Source organism: Winogradskyella sp. SYSU M77433 (assembly GCF_029911945.1).
GTDB lineage: Bacteria > Bacteroidota > Bacteroidia > Flavobacteriales > Flavobacteriaceae > Winogradskyella.
In genome coordinates this window covers 278460-294812 of sequence record NZ_JARYTG010000004.1, presented here as the reverse complement: position 1 = coordinate 294812, position 16353 = coordinate 278460, and the positions used below count along the sequence as shown (strand labels likewise).

Annotated in this window: 19 protein-coding genes and 1 tRNA gene; 10 read left to right on the top strand and 10 right to left on the bottom strand. The window is 32.4% G+C overall.

Going from position 1 to position 16353, the window contains the following annotated elements; genetic code table 11:
* The 8 genes from QGM60_RS10160 to QGM60_RS10125 form a co-directional block, all read left to right on the top strand.
* Nucleotides 1-1705 (top strand): gliding motility-associated C-terminal domain-containing protein (locus tag QGM60_RS10160; RefSeq protein WP_281140136.1); only part of this gene is annotated, 1705 nt, incomplete at its 5' end.
* A gap of 27 nt (nt 1706-1732) precedes the next feature.
* Nucleotides 1733-2659, top strand: coding sequence for a type IX secretion system membrane protein PorP/SprF (locus QGM60_RS10155; protein WP_281140135.1), 927 nt, complete (start codon nt 1733-1735; stop codon nt 2657-2659).
* Nucleotides 2660-2669: 10 nt separating this feature from the next.
* Nucleotides 2670-4652 carry an OmpA family protein gene (locus QGM60_RS10150; RefSeq protein WP_281140134.1) on the top strand — a complete coding sequence of 661 codons (1983 nt, stop codon included), beginning with the start codon at nt 2670-2672 and terminating at the stop codon, nt 4650-4652.
* A gap of 103 nt (nt 4653-4755) precedes the next feature.
* A complete protein-coding gene (gene idi, locus QGM60_RS10145; protein WP_281140133.1) occupies nt 4756-5283 on the top strand; it encodes an isopentenyl-diphosphate Delta-isomerase in 528 nt (175 codons plus the stop codon).
* Nucleotides 5280-5690, top strand: coding sequence for a 6-carboxytetrahydropterin synthase (locus QGM60_RS10140; protein WP_281140132.1), 411 nt, complete (start codon nt 5280-5282; stop codon nt 5688-5690). Before idi ends, QGM60_RS10140 begins: the two co-directional genes overlap by 4 nt.
* A gap of 5 nt (nt 5691-5695) precedes the next feature.
* Nucleotides 5696-6667 carry a type I phosphomannose isomerase catalytic subunit gene (locus QGM60_RS10135; RefSeq protein ID WP_281140131.1) on the top strand — a complete coding sequence of 324 codons (972 nt, stop codon included), beginning with the start codon at nt 5696-5698 and terminating at the stop codon, nt 6665-6667.
* 72 nt (nt 6668-6739) lie between these two features.
* Nucleotides 6740-7009 (top strand): hypothetical protein, encoded by a 270-nt coding sequence (locus QGM60_RS10130; RefSeq protein WP_281140130.1) that lies wholly within the window; start codon nt 6740-6742, stop codon nt 7007-7009.
* Nucleotides 7010-7057: 48 nt separating this feature from the next.
* Nucleotides 7058-7131: transfer RNA gene (locus QGM60_RS10125), tRNA-Thr, on the top strand.
* Nucleotides 7132-7220: 89 nt separating this feature from the next.
* On the opposite strand, the gene QGM60_RS10120 is transcribed toward QGM60_RS10125, so the two are convergent.
* The 8 genes from QGM60_RS10120 to QGM60_RS10085 form a co-directional block, all read right to left on the bottom strand.
* Nucleotides 7221-7931, bottom strand: coding sequence for a DUF4369 domain-containing protein (locus tag QGM60_RS10120; protein ID WP_281140129.1), 711 nt, complete (start codon nt 7929-7931; stop codon nt 7221-7223).
* Nucleotides 7932-7982: 51 nt separating this feature from the next.
* Entirely contained in the window at nt 7983-9245 is a 1263-nt protein-coding gene (locus QGM60_RS10115; RefSeq protein WP_281140128.1) for a DUF819 family protein, read from the bottom strand.
* A gap of 67 nt (nt 9246-9312) precedes the next feature.
* On the bottom strand, nt 9313-9492 hold the full coding sequence (locus QGM60_RS10110) for an Arc family DNA binding domain-containing protein (RefSeq protein WP_281140127.1): 180 nt from the start codon (nt 9490-9492) through the stop codon (nt 9313-9315).
* Nucleotides 9485-10000, bottom strand: coding sequence for a hypothetical protein (locus tag QGM60_RS10105; RefSeq protein WP_281140126.1), 516 nt, complete (start codon nt 9998-10000; stop codon nt 9485-9487). Before QGM60_RS10105 ends, QGM60_RS10110 begins: the two co-directional genes overlap by 8 nt.
* On the bottom strand, nt 10000-10167 hold the full coding sequence (locus tag QGM60_RS10100) for a DUF4177 domain-containing protein (protein WP_281140125.1): 168 nt from the start codon (nt 10165-10167) through the stop codon (nt 10000-10002). Before QGM60_RS10100 ends, QGM60_RS10105 begins: the two co-directional genes overlap by 1 nt.
* A gap of 1 nt (nt 10168) precedes the next feature.
* Nucleotides 10169-11029, bottom strand: a complete 861-nt coding sequence (locus QGM60_RS10095; protein ID WP_281140124.1) for an SPFH domain-containing protein — start codon at nt 11027-11029, stop codon at nt 10169-10171.
* 286 nt (nt 11030-11315) lie between these two features.
* Complete coding sequence (locus tag QGM60_RS10090; protein WP_281140123.1) at nt 11316-12242, bottom strand: alpha/beta hydrolase; 927 nt, start codon at nt 12240-12242, stop codon at nt 11316-11318.
* A gap of 363 nt (nt 12243-12605) precedes the next feature.
* Nucleotides 12606-13211, bottom strand: a complete 606-nt coding sequence (locus QGM60_RS10085) for an alpha-ketoglutarate-dependent dioxygenase AlkB (RefSeq protein ID WP_281140122.1) — start codon at nt 13209-13211, stop codon at nt 12606-12608.
* A gap of 32 nt (nt 13212-13243) precedes the next feature.
* Here QGM60_RS10085 and QGM60_RS10080 point away from each other — a divergent pair, with 32 nt between their 5' ends.
* The gene (locus QGM60_RS10080; RefSeq protein WP_281140121.1) at nt 13244-13924 is read left to right on the top strand and encodes a M15 family metallopeptidase; all 681 of its coding nucleotides are present in this window, start codon (nt 13244-13246) and stop codon (nt 13922-13924) included.
* A gap of 5 nt (nt 13925-13929) precedes the next feature.
* Nucleotides 13930-14934, top strand: a complete 1005-nt coding sequence (locus QGM60_RS10075) for a hypothetical protein (protein WP_281140120.1) — start codon at nt 13930-13932, stop codon at nt 14932-14934.
* A gap of 16 nt (nt 14935-14950) precedes the next feature.
* Here QGM60_RS10075 and QGM60_RS10070 read toward each other — a convergent pair whose 3' ends face one another.
* Together QGM60_RS10070 and QGM60_RS10065 are read right to left on the bottom strand one after the other, a co-directional pair.
* A complete protein-coding gene (locus QGM60_RS10070) occupies nt 14951-15307 on the bottom strand; it encodes a DoxX family protein (protein ID WP_281140119.1) in 357 nt (118 codons plus the stop codon).
* On the bottom strand, nt 15300-16274 hold the full coding sequence (locus QGM60_RS10065) for a hypothetical protein (protein ID WP_281140118.1): 975 nt from the start codon (nt 16272-16274) through the stop codon (nt 15300-15302). Before QGM60_RS10065 ends, QGM60_RS10070 begins: the two co-directional genes overlap by 8 nt.
* Nucleotides 16275-16353: the final 79 nt, after the last annotated feature.

Genomic DNA, 16353 nt, shown 5'->3' with positions numbered 1-16353 from the left:
GACGGCCACATATACAGCAACCTATGTCATCGAGCAAGGATCAGTAGATAGTGGATCAATCAGCAACAGCGTATTGGCCAGTGGAGAAAGTCCAGAAGGCACAAATGTTGATGATGTCAGTGACGATGATGATGATACGGACGGTAATACTGAAGACGATGCTACAGAAGTAATAATTCTAGAAGATCCTAACATAGAGGTGGTTAAAATAGCTTCTATAACAGATGATATTGCTCCAGCTGGTGCAAGTCTAGGAGACACAGTAACATATACAATTACAGTTATGAATACTGGAAATGTTACTCTAGATAATGTTAGTATTGTTGATACTTTCCAAGATGTATTAGGTAATGCTTTAACATTGTCATCTGGTCCAGTATTTGATAGTGCAGATGCAGGAAGTATTGAAGGCATATTACAAGTAGATGAAACCGCAACTTATATTGCAACATACATTATTGAGCAAGATGCAATTGATGCAGGTGGATTCAGTAATAGTGTATACACTGAAGGAAACAGTCCATCAGATACTACTGTTAGTGATATTAGTGATGATGGTGATGATACAGACGGTAATACTGAAGACGACCCAACTGAGATTATCATCATATCAGATCCAAGTATTAGTTTACTAAAAACTACATTGGAACTTGAAGACACTAATGGAGATGGTATAGCAGGAAGTTTAGGTGATGAAATATCGTATGTCTTTATTGTTGAAAACACAGGAAATGTAACCTTGACTAATATTCAAGTTCAAGATGTATTGCCAGGTTTAATGTTAACGGGTGGTCCAATAGCTCAGTTATTACCGGGCGAAATAGACAGCACAACATTTACAGCAACATACATAATTACTCAAGAAGATTTAGATATAGGTAGTGTTACTAATTCGGCTACAGTGAGTAGTGAAGCACCTCGAGGAGATTTAAATAATCCTTCTGATGATATAGTTGATATCAGTGATGACCCAAATAATCCTAGTGATATAGATAGTAATGGTGATGGTATTCCAGATGATCCAACAGTAACATTGGTTAACTCAATTTATGATTTAGAAGTTAGCAAAGAGGTAAATGAACTTGAACCAGTTGTTGGTGATGAAGTAACGTTTACTGTTGAGATAGCAAATATTGGAAATGTAACAGCAACAGATATTGTAATTAGTGAACAAATACCAAGCGGATATGTTTATGTAAATCATATAGCAACTAATGGTAATATTTCATACTCTGATATCACTGGTGAATGGACTATTGCTCAATTAGATCCAGATCAAGTGGAAATACTACAAGTTACTGTAGAAGTATTAGGGTTTGGTGACTATTTAAATATTGCTTATGTACAAAGTTCTGTAGGTGGTAACGATGTTAACATTGGAAATGATGAAGATAGTGCTGAAGTAGATCCTATCTGTTTAACTATCTACAACGAATTTTCACCAGACGGCGACGGTGTTAATGAAACATTTGTTATAGATTGTTTAGAGCGTTTCCCAGACAATAAACTAGAAGTTTACAACAGATGGGGTAATATGGTTTACAGTACTAGAGGTTATCTAAACGATTGGAGCGGAACTACAAATGGTAGAGCTGTTGTAAAGGATTCTGATAATTTACCTGCTGGTACATACTACTATGTATTAGATCTAGGTGATGGTTCAGATCCTAGAGTAGGATGGTTGTATATAAACAGAAAAAACTAATTAATACTGAAGATAAAATATATTAAAATGATACATAAGTCATCAATAATAAAAGGATTAGTTGTTTTAGTATTCATACTAATTAGCGTTGAAAGTTTTGCACAGCAAGATCCTCAGTATACGCATTATATGTATAACACATTAAGTGTTAACCCAGCTTATGCAGGACAAAGAGAAACATTGAGTGTGGTGGGCCTTCATAGATCGCAATGGGTTGGTATTGATGGAGCACCACAGACACAATCTTTGGGTATCCATTCTCCTTTGCGCAATGAGCGTGTAGGTTTAGGATTAAATATTGTGAGTGATGCTTTAGGGCCAGCCACAGAAACTTTTGTAGACGCTAATTTTTCTTATACTATTCCATTAAATGCTAATGATCTCAAATTATCTTTTGGTGTTAAAGGAGGTGTTCATTTTCTGAATACAGATTGGAGTAAAGGTATATACAGAGATCCAGATGTTGCATTTAATCAAAATTTGAATTTAACCTCTCCGATGATAGGTGCTGGTTTGTACATGCACACACGTAAATGGTATTTTGGTTTGGCAGTTCCTAATTTTATTGAGACAGATCATTACGATGATTTTCAAGAATCAGTAGCCACAGAACGTATGCATTTTTACGCTATAGGTGGTTATGTATTTAATCTTAGTGAAACTACAGAACTTAAACCTGCTTTTCTTGTTAAGGGAGTTTCAGGTGCGCCTTTAATTGCAGATGTTTCTGCTAACCTTTGGATTCAAAAGAAAATAACGCTTGGTTTAGCTTGGAGATGGGATGACTCTGTAAGTGCACTAGCTGGTTTTCAGGTAACACCTGGCATGTTTGTTGGTTATGGTTACGATATGACTACAACAGGATTAAATAATTACAATAGTGGTACTCACGAAATAACTTTAAGATTTGAAGTTAAAAGAATGGGTAGAATTTTATCACCTCGTTTCTTCTAAAAATATGACTATGAAAGCAAATTTAAGATATACATTATTTACTTTTTTCATCGCAATTTCTTCTACTGTTTTCGCTCAGAATGGAAAAATTCAAAGTGTAAAGGACGACTATAGAGATTTTGCATATGTTAAAACTAGCGAAGTCTTGTTAGAAGTAGCAAATAAAGGCTACAAGTCTGTAGACTTATTTCAGAAGTTAGGTAATTCTTATTATTTCAGAAATGAAATGAAAGATGCTGCAAAATGGTATGGTGAGTTAATGGCTATGGGAGAAGTTATTGATCCAGAATATTATTTCAGATATGCTTTAGCTCTAAAAGGTATCCAAAAATATGAGGAGTCAGACGTTTGGATGAAAAAATTCAATGAGCTTAAACCAGAGGATTTAAGAGGAAGAGCCTTTATGTCTAAAGTAGATTATAAAGCCACAATAGAAGATTTAAGTAGAGATGATATTGAAGTTGTAAACCTAGATATCAATACAGAATTTTCAGATTTCGGTACTATAGAATACGAAAATGGAGTTGTTTTCGCATCTGCAAGAGGAGGTGGACGTAAATATAGATGGAACGAAGAACCGTATTTAGATTTGTATTCGGTTGAAAAAACTGAAGATGGTAGTTTTGGTGAAGTCAACGAAATAGAAGGTGATGTTAATACTAAATTTCATGAGTCTAGCGCTGTAATTTCACCGAATGGACAGTATATGTTTTTCACAAGAAATAATTTCTACAGACTAAAATATAAGGAAGACGATACAGGAATTAACAGACTTCAATTATACAGAGCAAAACTTCAAGACGATGGTACTTGGGGAGAAATACATAAAGTACACTTTAATAGCGAAGATTACAGTGTTGCTCATCCAACGTTAAACCTAACAGGAAGCAGATTATATTTTGCTTCAGATATGCCAGGAACTTACGGTCAGTCCGATATTTTTGTAGTCGATGTTAATGATGATGGTACATTAGGCGAACCAGAAAACTTAGGGTCTTCTATAAACACAGAAGGGCAAGAAACGTTTCCTTTTATAAATACAAATGGTGATTTATATTATTCATCTACAGGTTTCCCTGGTTTAGGTGGATTGGATGTTTTCAAATCTGAAGGTTTAGATAAAATAGTAGAAACTAGTAATAGTCGTAATTTCCCAATTGAGAATGTAGGCAAGCCAGTAAATAGTTCAGGAGATGATTTTGGCTATTATGAAAACCTGGTGACTAAACGTGTGTATTTCAGCTCTAACAGAGAAGGAGGTAAAGGAAGTGATGATATTTACACTTTTGAAATTACAGAATGTACACAGCTTATTGCAGGAACTGTTTTAGATAAAAAAACAATGGAACCAATAGCCGATGCTTCAGTTGTTCTATTTGATGCAGAAGGAACAGAAATAGAACGTAAAACTGTTGGTACTGATGGTTCTTTTGAATTAGAAGCGGGTTGTAGAATGGAATATTTAATCAGAGGAGAAAAGGAAACTTATACTGGTGATGAAAAACGTTTTACAACACCAACAAAGAAACAAGATTTAACTATTCAGTTATTGTTAGAAAAGGATGTTCAGGAAATTTCACCTTGTGATGATTTAGCTAAGATATTAGACATTCCAATTATATATTTCGACTTTGATAAGTCAAATATTAGATATGATGCTGAGATAGAACTTCAAAAAGTGTTAGCTGTATTGAACAAATACCCAACTATGAATATCGATATTCGTAGTCATACAGATTGTAGAGGACCAGCTTCTTACAATGAAAAACTTTCAGAAAGAAGAGCGCAGTCTACACGTCAATATTTAATTGATAAAGGTATCGATGCAGAGCGTCTTACAGCAAAAGGTTATGGAGAGTCTAGATTGGTAAACGATTGTGGATGCGAGCCTAGCAGTGAGTCTAGTTGTTCAGAAGAAGAACATCAGTTAAATAGACGTAGTGAATTTATAATTACAGGTATTAATGGAAAAACATGCGACGATAAGCAATAATCCATAAATATAAATAAGAGATTAAATAGCCGTTTAAATTTTAAACGGCTATTTTTATGAAATCCTTTAGCATTTTTAAAGCTATAGATGTTAATTTTGCTGCATGACAGAAGAACAAGTTATTCTAGTAGATGAAAATGATAATCCGATAGGATTAATGCCCAAAATGGAAGCGCACGAAAAAGCCCTTTTGCATCGTGCTTTTTCAGTATTTGTATTCAATGATAATAACGAATTAATGATTCAGCAACGTGCTATGCACAAGTATCATTCACCAGGTTTATGGACTAACACTTGTTGTAGCCATCAACGTGAAGGAGAATCTAATATTGAAGCAGGTATGCGCAGATTACAGGAGGAAATGGGATTTGTAACGGATTTAGAAGAAACCACATCTTTCATTTACAAAGCACCATTTGATAATGGATTAACAGAGCATGAATACGATCATATTTTAATAGGCTATTTTAATGACAAGCCAAATATTAATGAAGATGAAGTAGCAGCTTGGAAGTGGATGTCTTTAGACGATGTGAAAGAAGATATAAAAAATCAACCTGAATTATACACAGCTTGGTTCAAGATTATTTTCGAAAAATTTTATGAATTTATAAACGTGAATAACTCATGAAAGTAACGGTACATAGAAAAGCACATTTTAATGCAGCTCACAGGCTTTATAGAAAAGATTGGAGCTTTGAGAAAAATGATGAAGTGTTTGGTCTGTGTAATAACCCTAACTTTCATGGACATAATTACGAACTTATTGCTAGCGTTACGGGAGACATTGATCCAGAAACCGGATATGTCATAGATGTAAAGATTTTAAAAGACATTATAAAATCTGAAATAGAAGATGCCTTCGATCACAAAAATTTAAATGTTGAAGTTCCTGAATTCAAGGATTTGAATCCAACCGCAGAAAATATAGCCGTTGTTATTTACAATAAAATAAAAGCAAAGTTGGATGAAAAGTTTCATTTAGAAATTACGTTATATGAAACTCCTCGTAATTTTGTAACGTATTCTGGAGAGTAGTTAATATGAAAAGCCAATTATATCCCTTAAAGTTTCAGCCCATATTAAAAGATAAAATTTGGGGAGGAGAGAAGCTTCATCAACATTTCAATAAAAATTCTAAATCGAAAAGTTTAGGAGAAAGTTGGGAGATAAGTGCTGTTCCTGGAGATGTTTCTTTAGTTGCAAATGGGAAGTTACAAGGTAAATCTCTTCAAGAACTTTTAGATACTAATGGTGCTCAAATATTAGGAAGTAAAAACCTTAAACGCTTTGGTAAAAACTTTCCACTCTTAATAAAATTTATCGATGCTAAGCAAGATTTAAGTATTCAATTGCATCCAGATGATGAGCTTGCAAAAGCACGTCATAATTCCTTCGGAAAAACTGAAATGTGGTATGTGATGCAGGCTGATAACGATGCTAATCTTATTGTTGGTTTTAACCAAAAAGTAGATAAAGATATCTACCTCAAACATCTTGAAGAAAAAACACTAACTCAAATATTGAATTTTGATAAAGTAAAAGAAGGAGATACTTATTTTATAGAAGCAGGCAGAGTACATGCAATAGGAGCAGGAGTTTTACTAGCAGAAATTCAACAAACAAGTGACGTTACATACCGCGTTTACGATTGGGATAGAGTAGATGCAGATGGTAATGAAAGAGAACTGCATAACGATATAGCCATTGATGCTTTTAATTTTGATATGAAAGATGACTTTAGAGTATCTTACAAAACCTCTAAAAATAAAGTGAATGAGATGGTAGATTGTCCTTTTTTTACTACTAACTTTTTAGAGTTAGATGCTTCAATGGAAATTAAAAACAAGCAGGATTCTTTCATGATTTATATGTGTGTAGATGGTGAAGTAGAAATATCAAATGATAATTTCAAAGAAACAATATCAAAAGGAGAAACTATTCTTGTTCCTGCTGCCATAGAGACATACAAATTAAGGTCAGGCTATGCTAAATTGTTACAAGTTTATATTTAGAAAACTTCAAAATAAATTAGATTAAATAACTAAAAGGATTTAGTACTTTTGCACAAATAAATTTTACGAATTATGGCGAATAAAAGAGATTTAAAAAAGGATATAAACTACGTTTTAGGTGATATTATAGAAGCAGTTTATGTTTGGGAGTTAGCTAATGCGCAGAAACCTACAAAAGAAAGTGAAGCTATTATTGACGAAGCTATAGCTACTTTTGATGAGCTTATAGCACGTGTAAACGATAGAAGTGTTGAAAATAAACAGGCACACTTTAAGGCTATAAATAATGATCTTGAGTCTAAAGGAAAAGATCTTATTGAAAAAATCAACAAATTAAAATAAATTGATTTGCAAATTTAAATTTCTAGTTTAAATTTGCGCTCTCAATTCGCCGATGTAGCTCAGCTGGCTAGAGCAGCTGATTTGTAATCAGCAGGTCGTGGGTTCGAGTCCCTCCATCGGCTCTAAAAAATAAAAAATCCAATCTGAATAAGATTGGATTTTTTTTATATAGGATTGTTTAGATTCTGAAATAAATTCAGAATGACAAAAGTTATTCTACAGAATTTCGTTTCGAAATCATATCTCCTAACTGCTTTCCATAAAGAGAACTCTTAACAGGCTCAGTTAAACTATTGTAAATGGAATCAATAAACTTAGGATTGGCTGCAGGAATTTCATAAACAGCTAAATATGGTGCTACTTCGCTATCTCTATTATTTAAAGCATATTGAATTGTAAATGAGTATTTGCGTTTTACCAGTTGATCGGCTTTTCGGTTTAATGAATCTATAACCAAACTATCATTATCTCTTTGAGCTAAAAAACTAGCTTCTATCAGGTCTAAATTTTGATTTTTAAAACCATCCATAATATCAAGGTATTCTTCTAAAACCTCTTGTTGTTTTGAACCTGAAATTTCAGCATCAAAATTGAAATTTTTCAAAGATGTATTGATTTCTGTAAGTCCTTTATCTGCAAAAAATGGGATGTAATGTTCTTCACCATCATTTTTAAAAAGCTTTAAATAAAGTAGACGAGGTTCTTCTAAATTAGTATGCAAAGTGAATTCTGATTCGCCAGAAATTTTCATGGAATCTAAATCTATTACAGAAGAATCACCATCTTTTTGAAGGTAAACAACTCCCTTTTTTAAACCTTTCACAGTCCCTTTTAAAGTAAAGTTTTTGTCCGAGTCTTTAGAGCAAGCCATCATTAATAGGGCTAAAATTACAAGGCTTAAATGTTTAGTGTATTTATTCATTTTAAAATTTAAAAATTGGTGCGCAAATATCATATTTTAGATTAAAAATTACTAACCTCCAGCAGCAATTTTCATCAACTCTGCACAAAGAATAGCTCCATAGGTTCCAACAACATAGCCAAAGACAGCTAATAAGGCACCTACAGTTGCTAATGATGGGTGGAATGCTGCTGCTACTACTGGAGCTGAAGCTGCACCACCAACGTTAGCCTGACTTCCAACGGCCAAAAAGAAATAAGGAGCTTTTATTAATTTAGCTATTAAGATTAATAATCCGGCGTGGATTGCCATCCAAACAAGACCAATAAGTATTAAACCAGGATTATCAAGAATTTTTCCTAAGTCCATCTTCATACCAATAGTAGCTACAAGAATATAGATAAAAACACTACCAACTTTACTTGCACCAGCACCTTCAAAATTTTTAGCTTTAGTAAAGGATAATAAAACACCTATTAGAGTAGCAATAGAAATTAACCAAAAGAAACTACTTCCGAATGATGATAAAGCACTTTTAGGATTTCCAACAGCATCAAATGTATCTTTTAAATAAGTGGAAATATGTTCTGAACCAAAATGGGCAATACCAACAGCACCAAAAGCGAATGCTAGAATAATCATTAAGTCTGGTACGCTAGGATTTCTGGTCACTTTTTCGCTAAAAGCTTGTACTTTATTTTGAAGGTCATCTATAGCTGAGTTATCAGCTTTTAGCCAATTATCAATTTTTTTGCGTTTACCGATACCTAGTAAAATAATAGCCATCCAGATGTTAGCAACGACAATATCTACAAGTACCATTCCTCCATAAAGTTCTTGATTGAACTCATAAATTTCTAACATTGCAGCTTGGTTGGCTCCACCACCAATCCAACTTCCAGCTAAAGTGGCTAAACCTCTCCAAGTGGCATCAAGACCAATACCACCAACGGTTTCTGGTGAAAAAGTAGAAATTAGTAATATGGCTAACGGTCCACCAATAATAATTCCAATAGTTCCTGTAAAAAACATAACTAAAGCTTTCCAACCTAAATTAAAAATGGCTTTTAAGTCGATACTTAAGGTTAATAAAACTAATGAAGCAGGTAATAAATAACGGCTTGCTATAAAATAAGTTTGAGATATTTCATCTGATATTAAACCAAAAGAGTTGAATATAGCAGGAATAAGATAGCACATTAGTAATCCTGGTATTATACGGTAAAATTTATACCAAAATCCAGATTTTTTAGATTCTGTAAAAAAGACAAAACCTAAGGCTACCATGAGTAAACCAAATACAATAGCGTCGTTAGAAAATACAGGTTGATTCATATAAGTGTTAGTTTAGACTCTGCAAAATACCAAATTAATAGCGCATAAAAAAAGTGATCATTTCTGATCACTTTTCACCCTTTGGATTATCTTTCTTTTTTGGTTGTCTATTGTGCTCTTTAAGGTATTGCATTAGCATCCATTCTATCTGGCCGTTAGTACTGCGAAATTCGTCTGCAGCCCATTTTTCAACAGCTTTTAGCATATCTTCATTGATTCGTAATGCAAATGCTTTTTTCTTAGACATCGTTAGTTTGTATTGTTTGTGTTTTATAATATGAAAGAACCGCTTCAACTTCACTTTGTTTTTGAGTGCCAATGAGTAATTTTTTGCCATCTTTTAATTCGAGCTGTATACCAATATCACCTGAAACATTAATGGCTTTGCCTTTCTCTTTTTTCCAGAAAAAACCACCTCTTAAACCCCAACCACCATATTCACCAATTGGATCGTAAGTTCTGATATAGATTTTATGAATGTCTTTCCAAGGTATCGTTTTAAATTTAAGATAAAAAGGGAAAAACTTATAGTGAATCCCAAAGTCATCAATCCTAGTGGTAAGTTTGAAAATAAAGATAAAACAAGGAGCAGCTATCATTAAACTCATAAAAATCATTAACTCACCAACAGAATGTTTTGAAGGATCTTTTAAATATTCATTTAGATATATGCCAATTGGGACTATAGTACTTGAAACGATAAGTACTATAATCCATAATTGGGTAAAGCGTTGCTCTTCTTTAAAAATTCTCATTATCTATTTTTATCACGTTCAAAAACAATGAAGGAAATCATATGCTGATTCGGTGTAATTTCTAACAATCGCCATCCTTCTTTGGCATATTTATTTAACAGTTCCTCCAACTTTTCGGTTTGGCTTCTCCAACCTAATTTTGGTTTTATAACTTTATATTCTTTCATTTTAATGGCTTAAGGTTCCTGTGTTAACAACTGGAGAAGCGTCTTTATCACCACAAAGTACAACCATAAGATTACTTACCATAGCGGCTTTGCGTTCTTCATCTAAAACAACAACGTCTTTTTTATTGAGTTCTTCAATCGCCATCTCTACCATACTTACAGCACCTTCAACAATTTTATGTCTAGCAGCAACAATGGCAGTAGCTTGTTGGCGTTTTAGCATGGCATTTGCAATTTCGTTAGCATAAGCTAAATAACCTATTCTAGCTTCTAGAACTTCAATACCAGCAATGGTAAGCCGTTCATCAATTTCTCTTTCTAAAGCTTCGCTAACCTCATTTACACTAGAGCGTAATGTAATGTCTTCATCTACTCCTTCATCTGCAAAATTATCATAAGGATACATACTTGCCAATTTACGAACCGCAGCATCAGTTTGTACTCTAACAAAGTTTTCGTAGTTATCAACGTCAAAAGCTGCTTTGTAGGTGTTTTGAACACGCCAAACCAAAATGGTGCTTATCATAACTGGGTTGCCAAGTTTGTCGTTTACTTTGAGACGTTCACTATCAAAATTACTGGCTCTAAGCGAAATTTTCTTTTTAGTGTAAAATGGGTTTACCCAATAAAACCCATTCTTTTTTACAGTACCAACGTATTTGCCAAATAGCAATAAAACGCGTGATCCGTTAGGTTGCACCATTAAAAAACCAAAGGCAAGTATTATTGCGCCAACAATACCAAATACAGACCAGCCAGTCATTGTAATTGGAATAAGCGCAATGCTTCCAAAGAATAATATTAAAAATAAAAATAGCATTAAGTAGCCATTAGCCGGAACAATAATTTTCTCTTCTTTCATGAGTTCTAAATTTAATTGGTTAATCATTTAATAATTTATATTGATATTAAAATGATATCATAAAGATATAATTTATATAATTAGTATCCAAATCAAAAATTTTGTTACAGATTTAGAAAAAATAAAGTTTGGCATGGGTATTGTATGTGTAAAAGTGTAATGGTTACAGCGAGAGTTACGATAGTAACAACACTACAAATCGCGACATTACATTTTGGTTGGTTAGTTAATAAAAAAGCATCTCAATTTTGAGATGCTTTTTTTATTTAGTAATGTGTTCTGTAGATTATTCTTTGATAAAATCCGTGATACTTACAATAAGCTCTTCAGAAATTGGTCTAAAAGATTCGTTATAGGATTTAGAGTTTTCTAAATCATCACCTTCTATAATAAATAATACGTGATTCATGTTTTCTACAATTTTTAACTCGGCATTTTCATTCGCTTCTTTTAATAGTTTAGCTTCTTCTTCAGAAACTTGCAGGTCTTTTGTACCATTAATAATAAGTACAGGCATTTTTAAGCTTTCAATAACTTCAGTAGGGTTATATGTCATCCAATTAATCATGAATGGTTGTAAGTCTGGTCCAAATAATGATCCAAGAGCAGGAGGGTAGTCGGTTGTTGTTTTCCCATTTTTTAATGTGTCAACTACGCGTTGTGCTTCCTCTCCAAGTTTAGGTGCCATTTTTGTGACTTGCTCAACTAAAACATCACCAATATTATTTCCAGCACCAGCTAAGGATATAAATCCATCAGTTTTTTCTTTTGCGGCTATCATACCTACTAAACTTCCTTGGCTATGGCCTATAACATAGATTTTTGCAAAATCATTTGATGTTTTAAAATAGTCTATAACATCTGAAGCGTCATTAACAAAATCATTAAACATTATATCTTTATCAACATTGCCTTGTCGAATTTGTTTTACGATTCGCTTATCATATCTAAATGATGCAATACCATTATTAGTAAGACTTTCGGCTAGCTTTTTTAACGAGTTATTTTTAACAAAGTTCTGATTGCCATCTCTGTTTGTAGGACCTGAGCCAGCAATAATAATGGCTAAACTAGGCTTTTCAACTTCTGATGGTACTAGCAAAGTTCCATCTATCCATTTAGAAATTGATATATCTTTTTCAGAATAACTTTTTTCCTGTCCTATAATAATGGATGACCAAATAATACATAAGAAGATTAAGTACTGTTTCATTTTTTATTTTTTAAATCCGAATTAAAATTAAATGATAATGTTTAAACGTAAAACTTTATAGGAAATTTTAAAGAGAATTGAGGTGTACTTATTTAAATTTTAACTTGCATTTTATCGTTGAAATGCATGATTTCATCTAAAAATGTTAAAATTAAATGTATTTCATCGATTAAATGTGTTTTTTAGCGTTGAATTTAAAACCTAATTTTATATTTGACTCGTACTAAAATTTAGTTTTTAGTTCAATGGATTAATTAATTAATATTTGCATTATGTTGTGTTGACTTAGAGACCCTAAATCTACTTACATAATAAAAAGCAAATTAAGAAAAACCGAGATTGAGGGATCTCGGTTTTTTGTTTTTAGACCTTAACCAAACTTCTAAATGTAAGGTTAATTCTAGGTTGTATTTGTCGTTTTGTTTTAGCGATTTGGTGTAGCCAATAATGTTGCATTTTGCCTTTCATAAGCAATAAACTACCGTGTTGTAATAGTAACTTGTGACGCTCAGTTTTAATGGTTCTGTGTTTAAAATGAAAAGGACGTTCTTCACCAAAACTAACCGAAGCAATTACAGGATTTTTACCTAATTCTTTTTCATTATCTGCATGCCAACCATTGCTGTCGTTTCCATTACGATAAAGGTTAATCAGTAATGTGTTGAAATGATAATTTGAAAAACCTTCAACCTTTTGCTTTATATCGTTCAATGTTGCAGTAAAAGGATTGGGATACATTGTGATATTTGAGTAGCTATAAGTTTGATTAGATTCTCCAAAAAGGGCAGTTAACCTTGGTTGTTTATAGGTTTTGCCAAAAACGGTAATATCATCATGTTGCCAATTGGTTTCGGAATTTATGATTTTAAAATAGTTGTCGGCTTTTTCTTTGGTAAAGAAGTTAGGCACATAAATCAATTCAGCATTTGGAAGATTAAAAAATTGTTTCTCATCAGAAAACAGGTCCATAGGATAATTTTTCTCTAAATTAGTACTTCATTATGAAAAATAAAATTCTCTTTTTCCTGATTGCTTCAGCGGTCTTAACTTTAGGTTTTGAGCAGAAGCAAGATTTGCCCGAAGGTTTTGTGTATGCCAAGAACATTATTCCTGATTTAGATGTAGAGCTTCGCTATTTTGGAAGCTATAATTTTGTTGGAGATACAATAGATGGTTATAATGCCAATACGCTTATAATTACTAAAGTAACAGCAGAAAAACTAAAGTTAGTTCAAGATGAATTGCAGACACAAAACTTATGTTTAAAAGTTTATGATGGTTATAGGCCACAACGTGCTGTGAACCATTTTGTACGTTGGGCAAAAGTGCTAGACGATACATTAATGAAGTCGGATTTTTACCCAAAGGTTAAAAAGCAAAATCTATTCAATTCTGGTTATATTGCTTCAAAATCTGGACATAGTAGAGGGAGTACTTTAGATTTAACCATTGCTGATGGCGAAACAGGTGAACCTTTGGATATGGGTAGTCCGTTTGATTTTTTTGGAGAACAATCTTGGGTAGACTATTCAAATATTACTGAAGAGCAAAAGCAAAACCGACAATTATTACAAACCGTAATGCTAAAACATAATTTTAGAAACTATCCTAAAGAATGGTGGCATTTTACGTTACGTTGGGAGCCTTTTCCTAAAACATTTTTTGATTTTGAGGTGGAATAGAATATATGATTAAACATTCATTAAATTTTAGAGAAGCTATTAAGCATATAGAAAGGGAATTAGAACTTGTTGTTCGTATAGATAAATTAAACTCTAAATTATGTAAGTATAATTGGGTTTTCGTACATCCATATAGTCAAGGTTTTGAAATTACTTTTTTTGAAAAATTATTAGAAAATGAAGATGATAATTTTATTGAAGAGAAAATATTTGAAAGATTTGCTAAAAAGTTTCTTGACCTAAAATTGACTATTACTTTTATCGAAGGATTTTATAGGAAAAGACCTTATTTGAATACATTTAAGACTCAGATAGAAGAATCTGTAATACTCTGTATACAAAAAGATTTTTCAGGAGCAATTAGCTTATTACTTCCTGTAAATGAAGGTGTCCTTAGGAGTTATTTGATTTCTAAAAGGGGCGAAAATGCAAAGCGCATAATTAAAATGTCAGAACTTAGCTCAAAAGCATTCATGGAAATGTCAAACGAATATGAAGATAAAATAAAGACTTCATTTTCAGAAACAGACAATGTTTACTTTTACGATAAAAACCAACAGAAACAAGTATTAATAAAGCACAGAGAATATTTTAAACTTTGGATAAAACAATTAAATGATTATTTGAACAATAATTTATATTTTGATACTAGAAATTCCGAAATTTTAGACGATCCATTTAATAGACATAATATGGTGCATGCTTTTGAAAAAATAGATTATAGCTTCAAAAACTACTTGAGGCTTTTTAATTGTGTGAATTATCTTTCATGGGCTTTTGGAGTTATATCAGAAAAGTGTTCAGTATTTCCTGAAATTGATGAAAAAAATATAAATGAAAAATGGGTTGAATATTTTAAAATTCTAATAGTTTCGGAATCTATTACTGAAACTAAGTCTAAAATCCATCAATATGAAATTGAAACTTTCAAAAAGTATATTGATGAACCATATCTTAATCTATTGTTGATTTCAGAAACTTTGCATAAAAAACTTTTGAAAATAAAATGATATGTTTAAAATACGCCTAACCCAAATAAACCCAAGCCCAATACATCAATAAAAACTGAAGTGGAATTCGTAAAATTAAAATCCATTTAGGTATTCCTGCAGCAGCCTTTTTACTGCTAAGCATATAAAAGTGGACCAAAAGAAATACTAAAAGCATAGCGATAATGCCATAAATAGCTATTACCTTAAGTGTAGGAATACACAACGCAACGCCAAGTAATATTTCTGCAATCCCACTCCAAAAAACCAAAGCTTTATGGTTTGGTAAATATCTAGGCATAATACGCATATACATTTTTGGTTTTACAAAATGCATTACACCAGCTAAAACATACATAGCTGCCATGATATATAATCCTATAGGTTCATTCATCCTTGTAGGTTTTGTAAGTGATGCCAATACCATAGTTGAACAAATTCTTGTCTAATAAACTAGATTTAAATCCGTTGCCATTATCAAATCGTAACCAATTATTTCCATTGATAAAAACACGTTTTATGTACGTGTTTTTATTATCCATTTCGTCCGTAAAAGGTAATAATGGCCTAAAGTTGGTCGGTATTTTTACAACGCTTCCATCTCTAGATTTTATCTCTTTATATTTTTTGTTTGGTAATAATTTTCCAGAAGTATCTGTATAGCCTAATACTTGTATCGATACAAAAAAGCCGTTTTCAGGAACGTAGATATTATAATCATCAACATTAAGTTCATAGAAGTCTCCATTTTTTTCGGTAGCTCTAAAAACAATGGTTTCATAGGTAAGGACTTTTCCAGGAACGCCATCAGTGCTGTTGTAAAACTTCACTTTAAATAAGGTTGAAAACTTTTTCTTTTCACTATTAGAACGTTTGCGTTTGTTCCAATCTTTAGATTCTAAAGCAATAGGAAAGGTTACTGTTTTAATTTCTTGGTCTTGTTCTGTAGTTTTTGGAAAATACACTGCAATTTCAGACTCAATTGTAGGTAACCAGCAATTATAATAATCGTCGTCTAAGTACGGTTTTAGCGTTTCTTCTTTAAATTTTCGATCTAGTGTGACTCCCAGTAAAACTTCATCCAATTCATGAGCTTCTGGTTGAAGTAGAAGCGTTTGAGATAGGTTTTCAGTAGCAATATTCAAATCCTTAAAGCCTATGGCTGAAATGAAGAGCGAATCAATATCTGGATATAATTTTTTTGTGAAGTAAAATTTGCCTTCATCATCGGCAAAAATTCCATTACCGTTACCAAAGGAAACTGTAGCATAACTTACAGGAAATTTGCTTATGCTGTCTAAAACTGTGATTTGGGAAAAGCTCAGTTGGGAAAATAAAAGTATGAGTAGGTATTTGTACATTTTATTGTAATTATTCAATTTCTTGTGTCGCTTTTATGGCTTAAAACTATCGAGTTAAAATTTTATCGACTTTAAAATT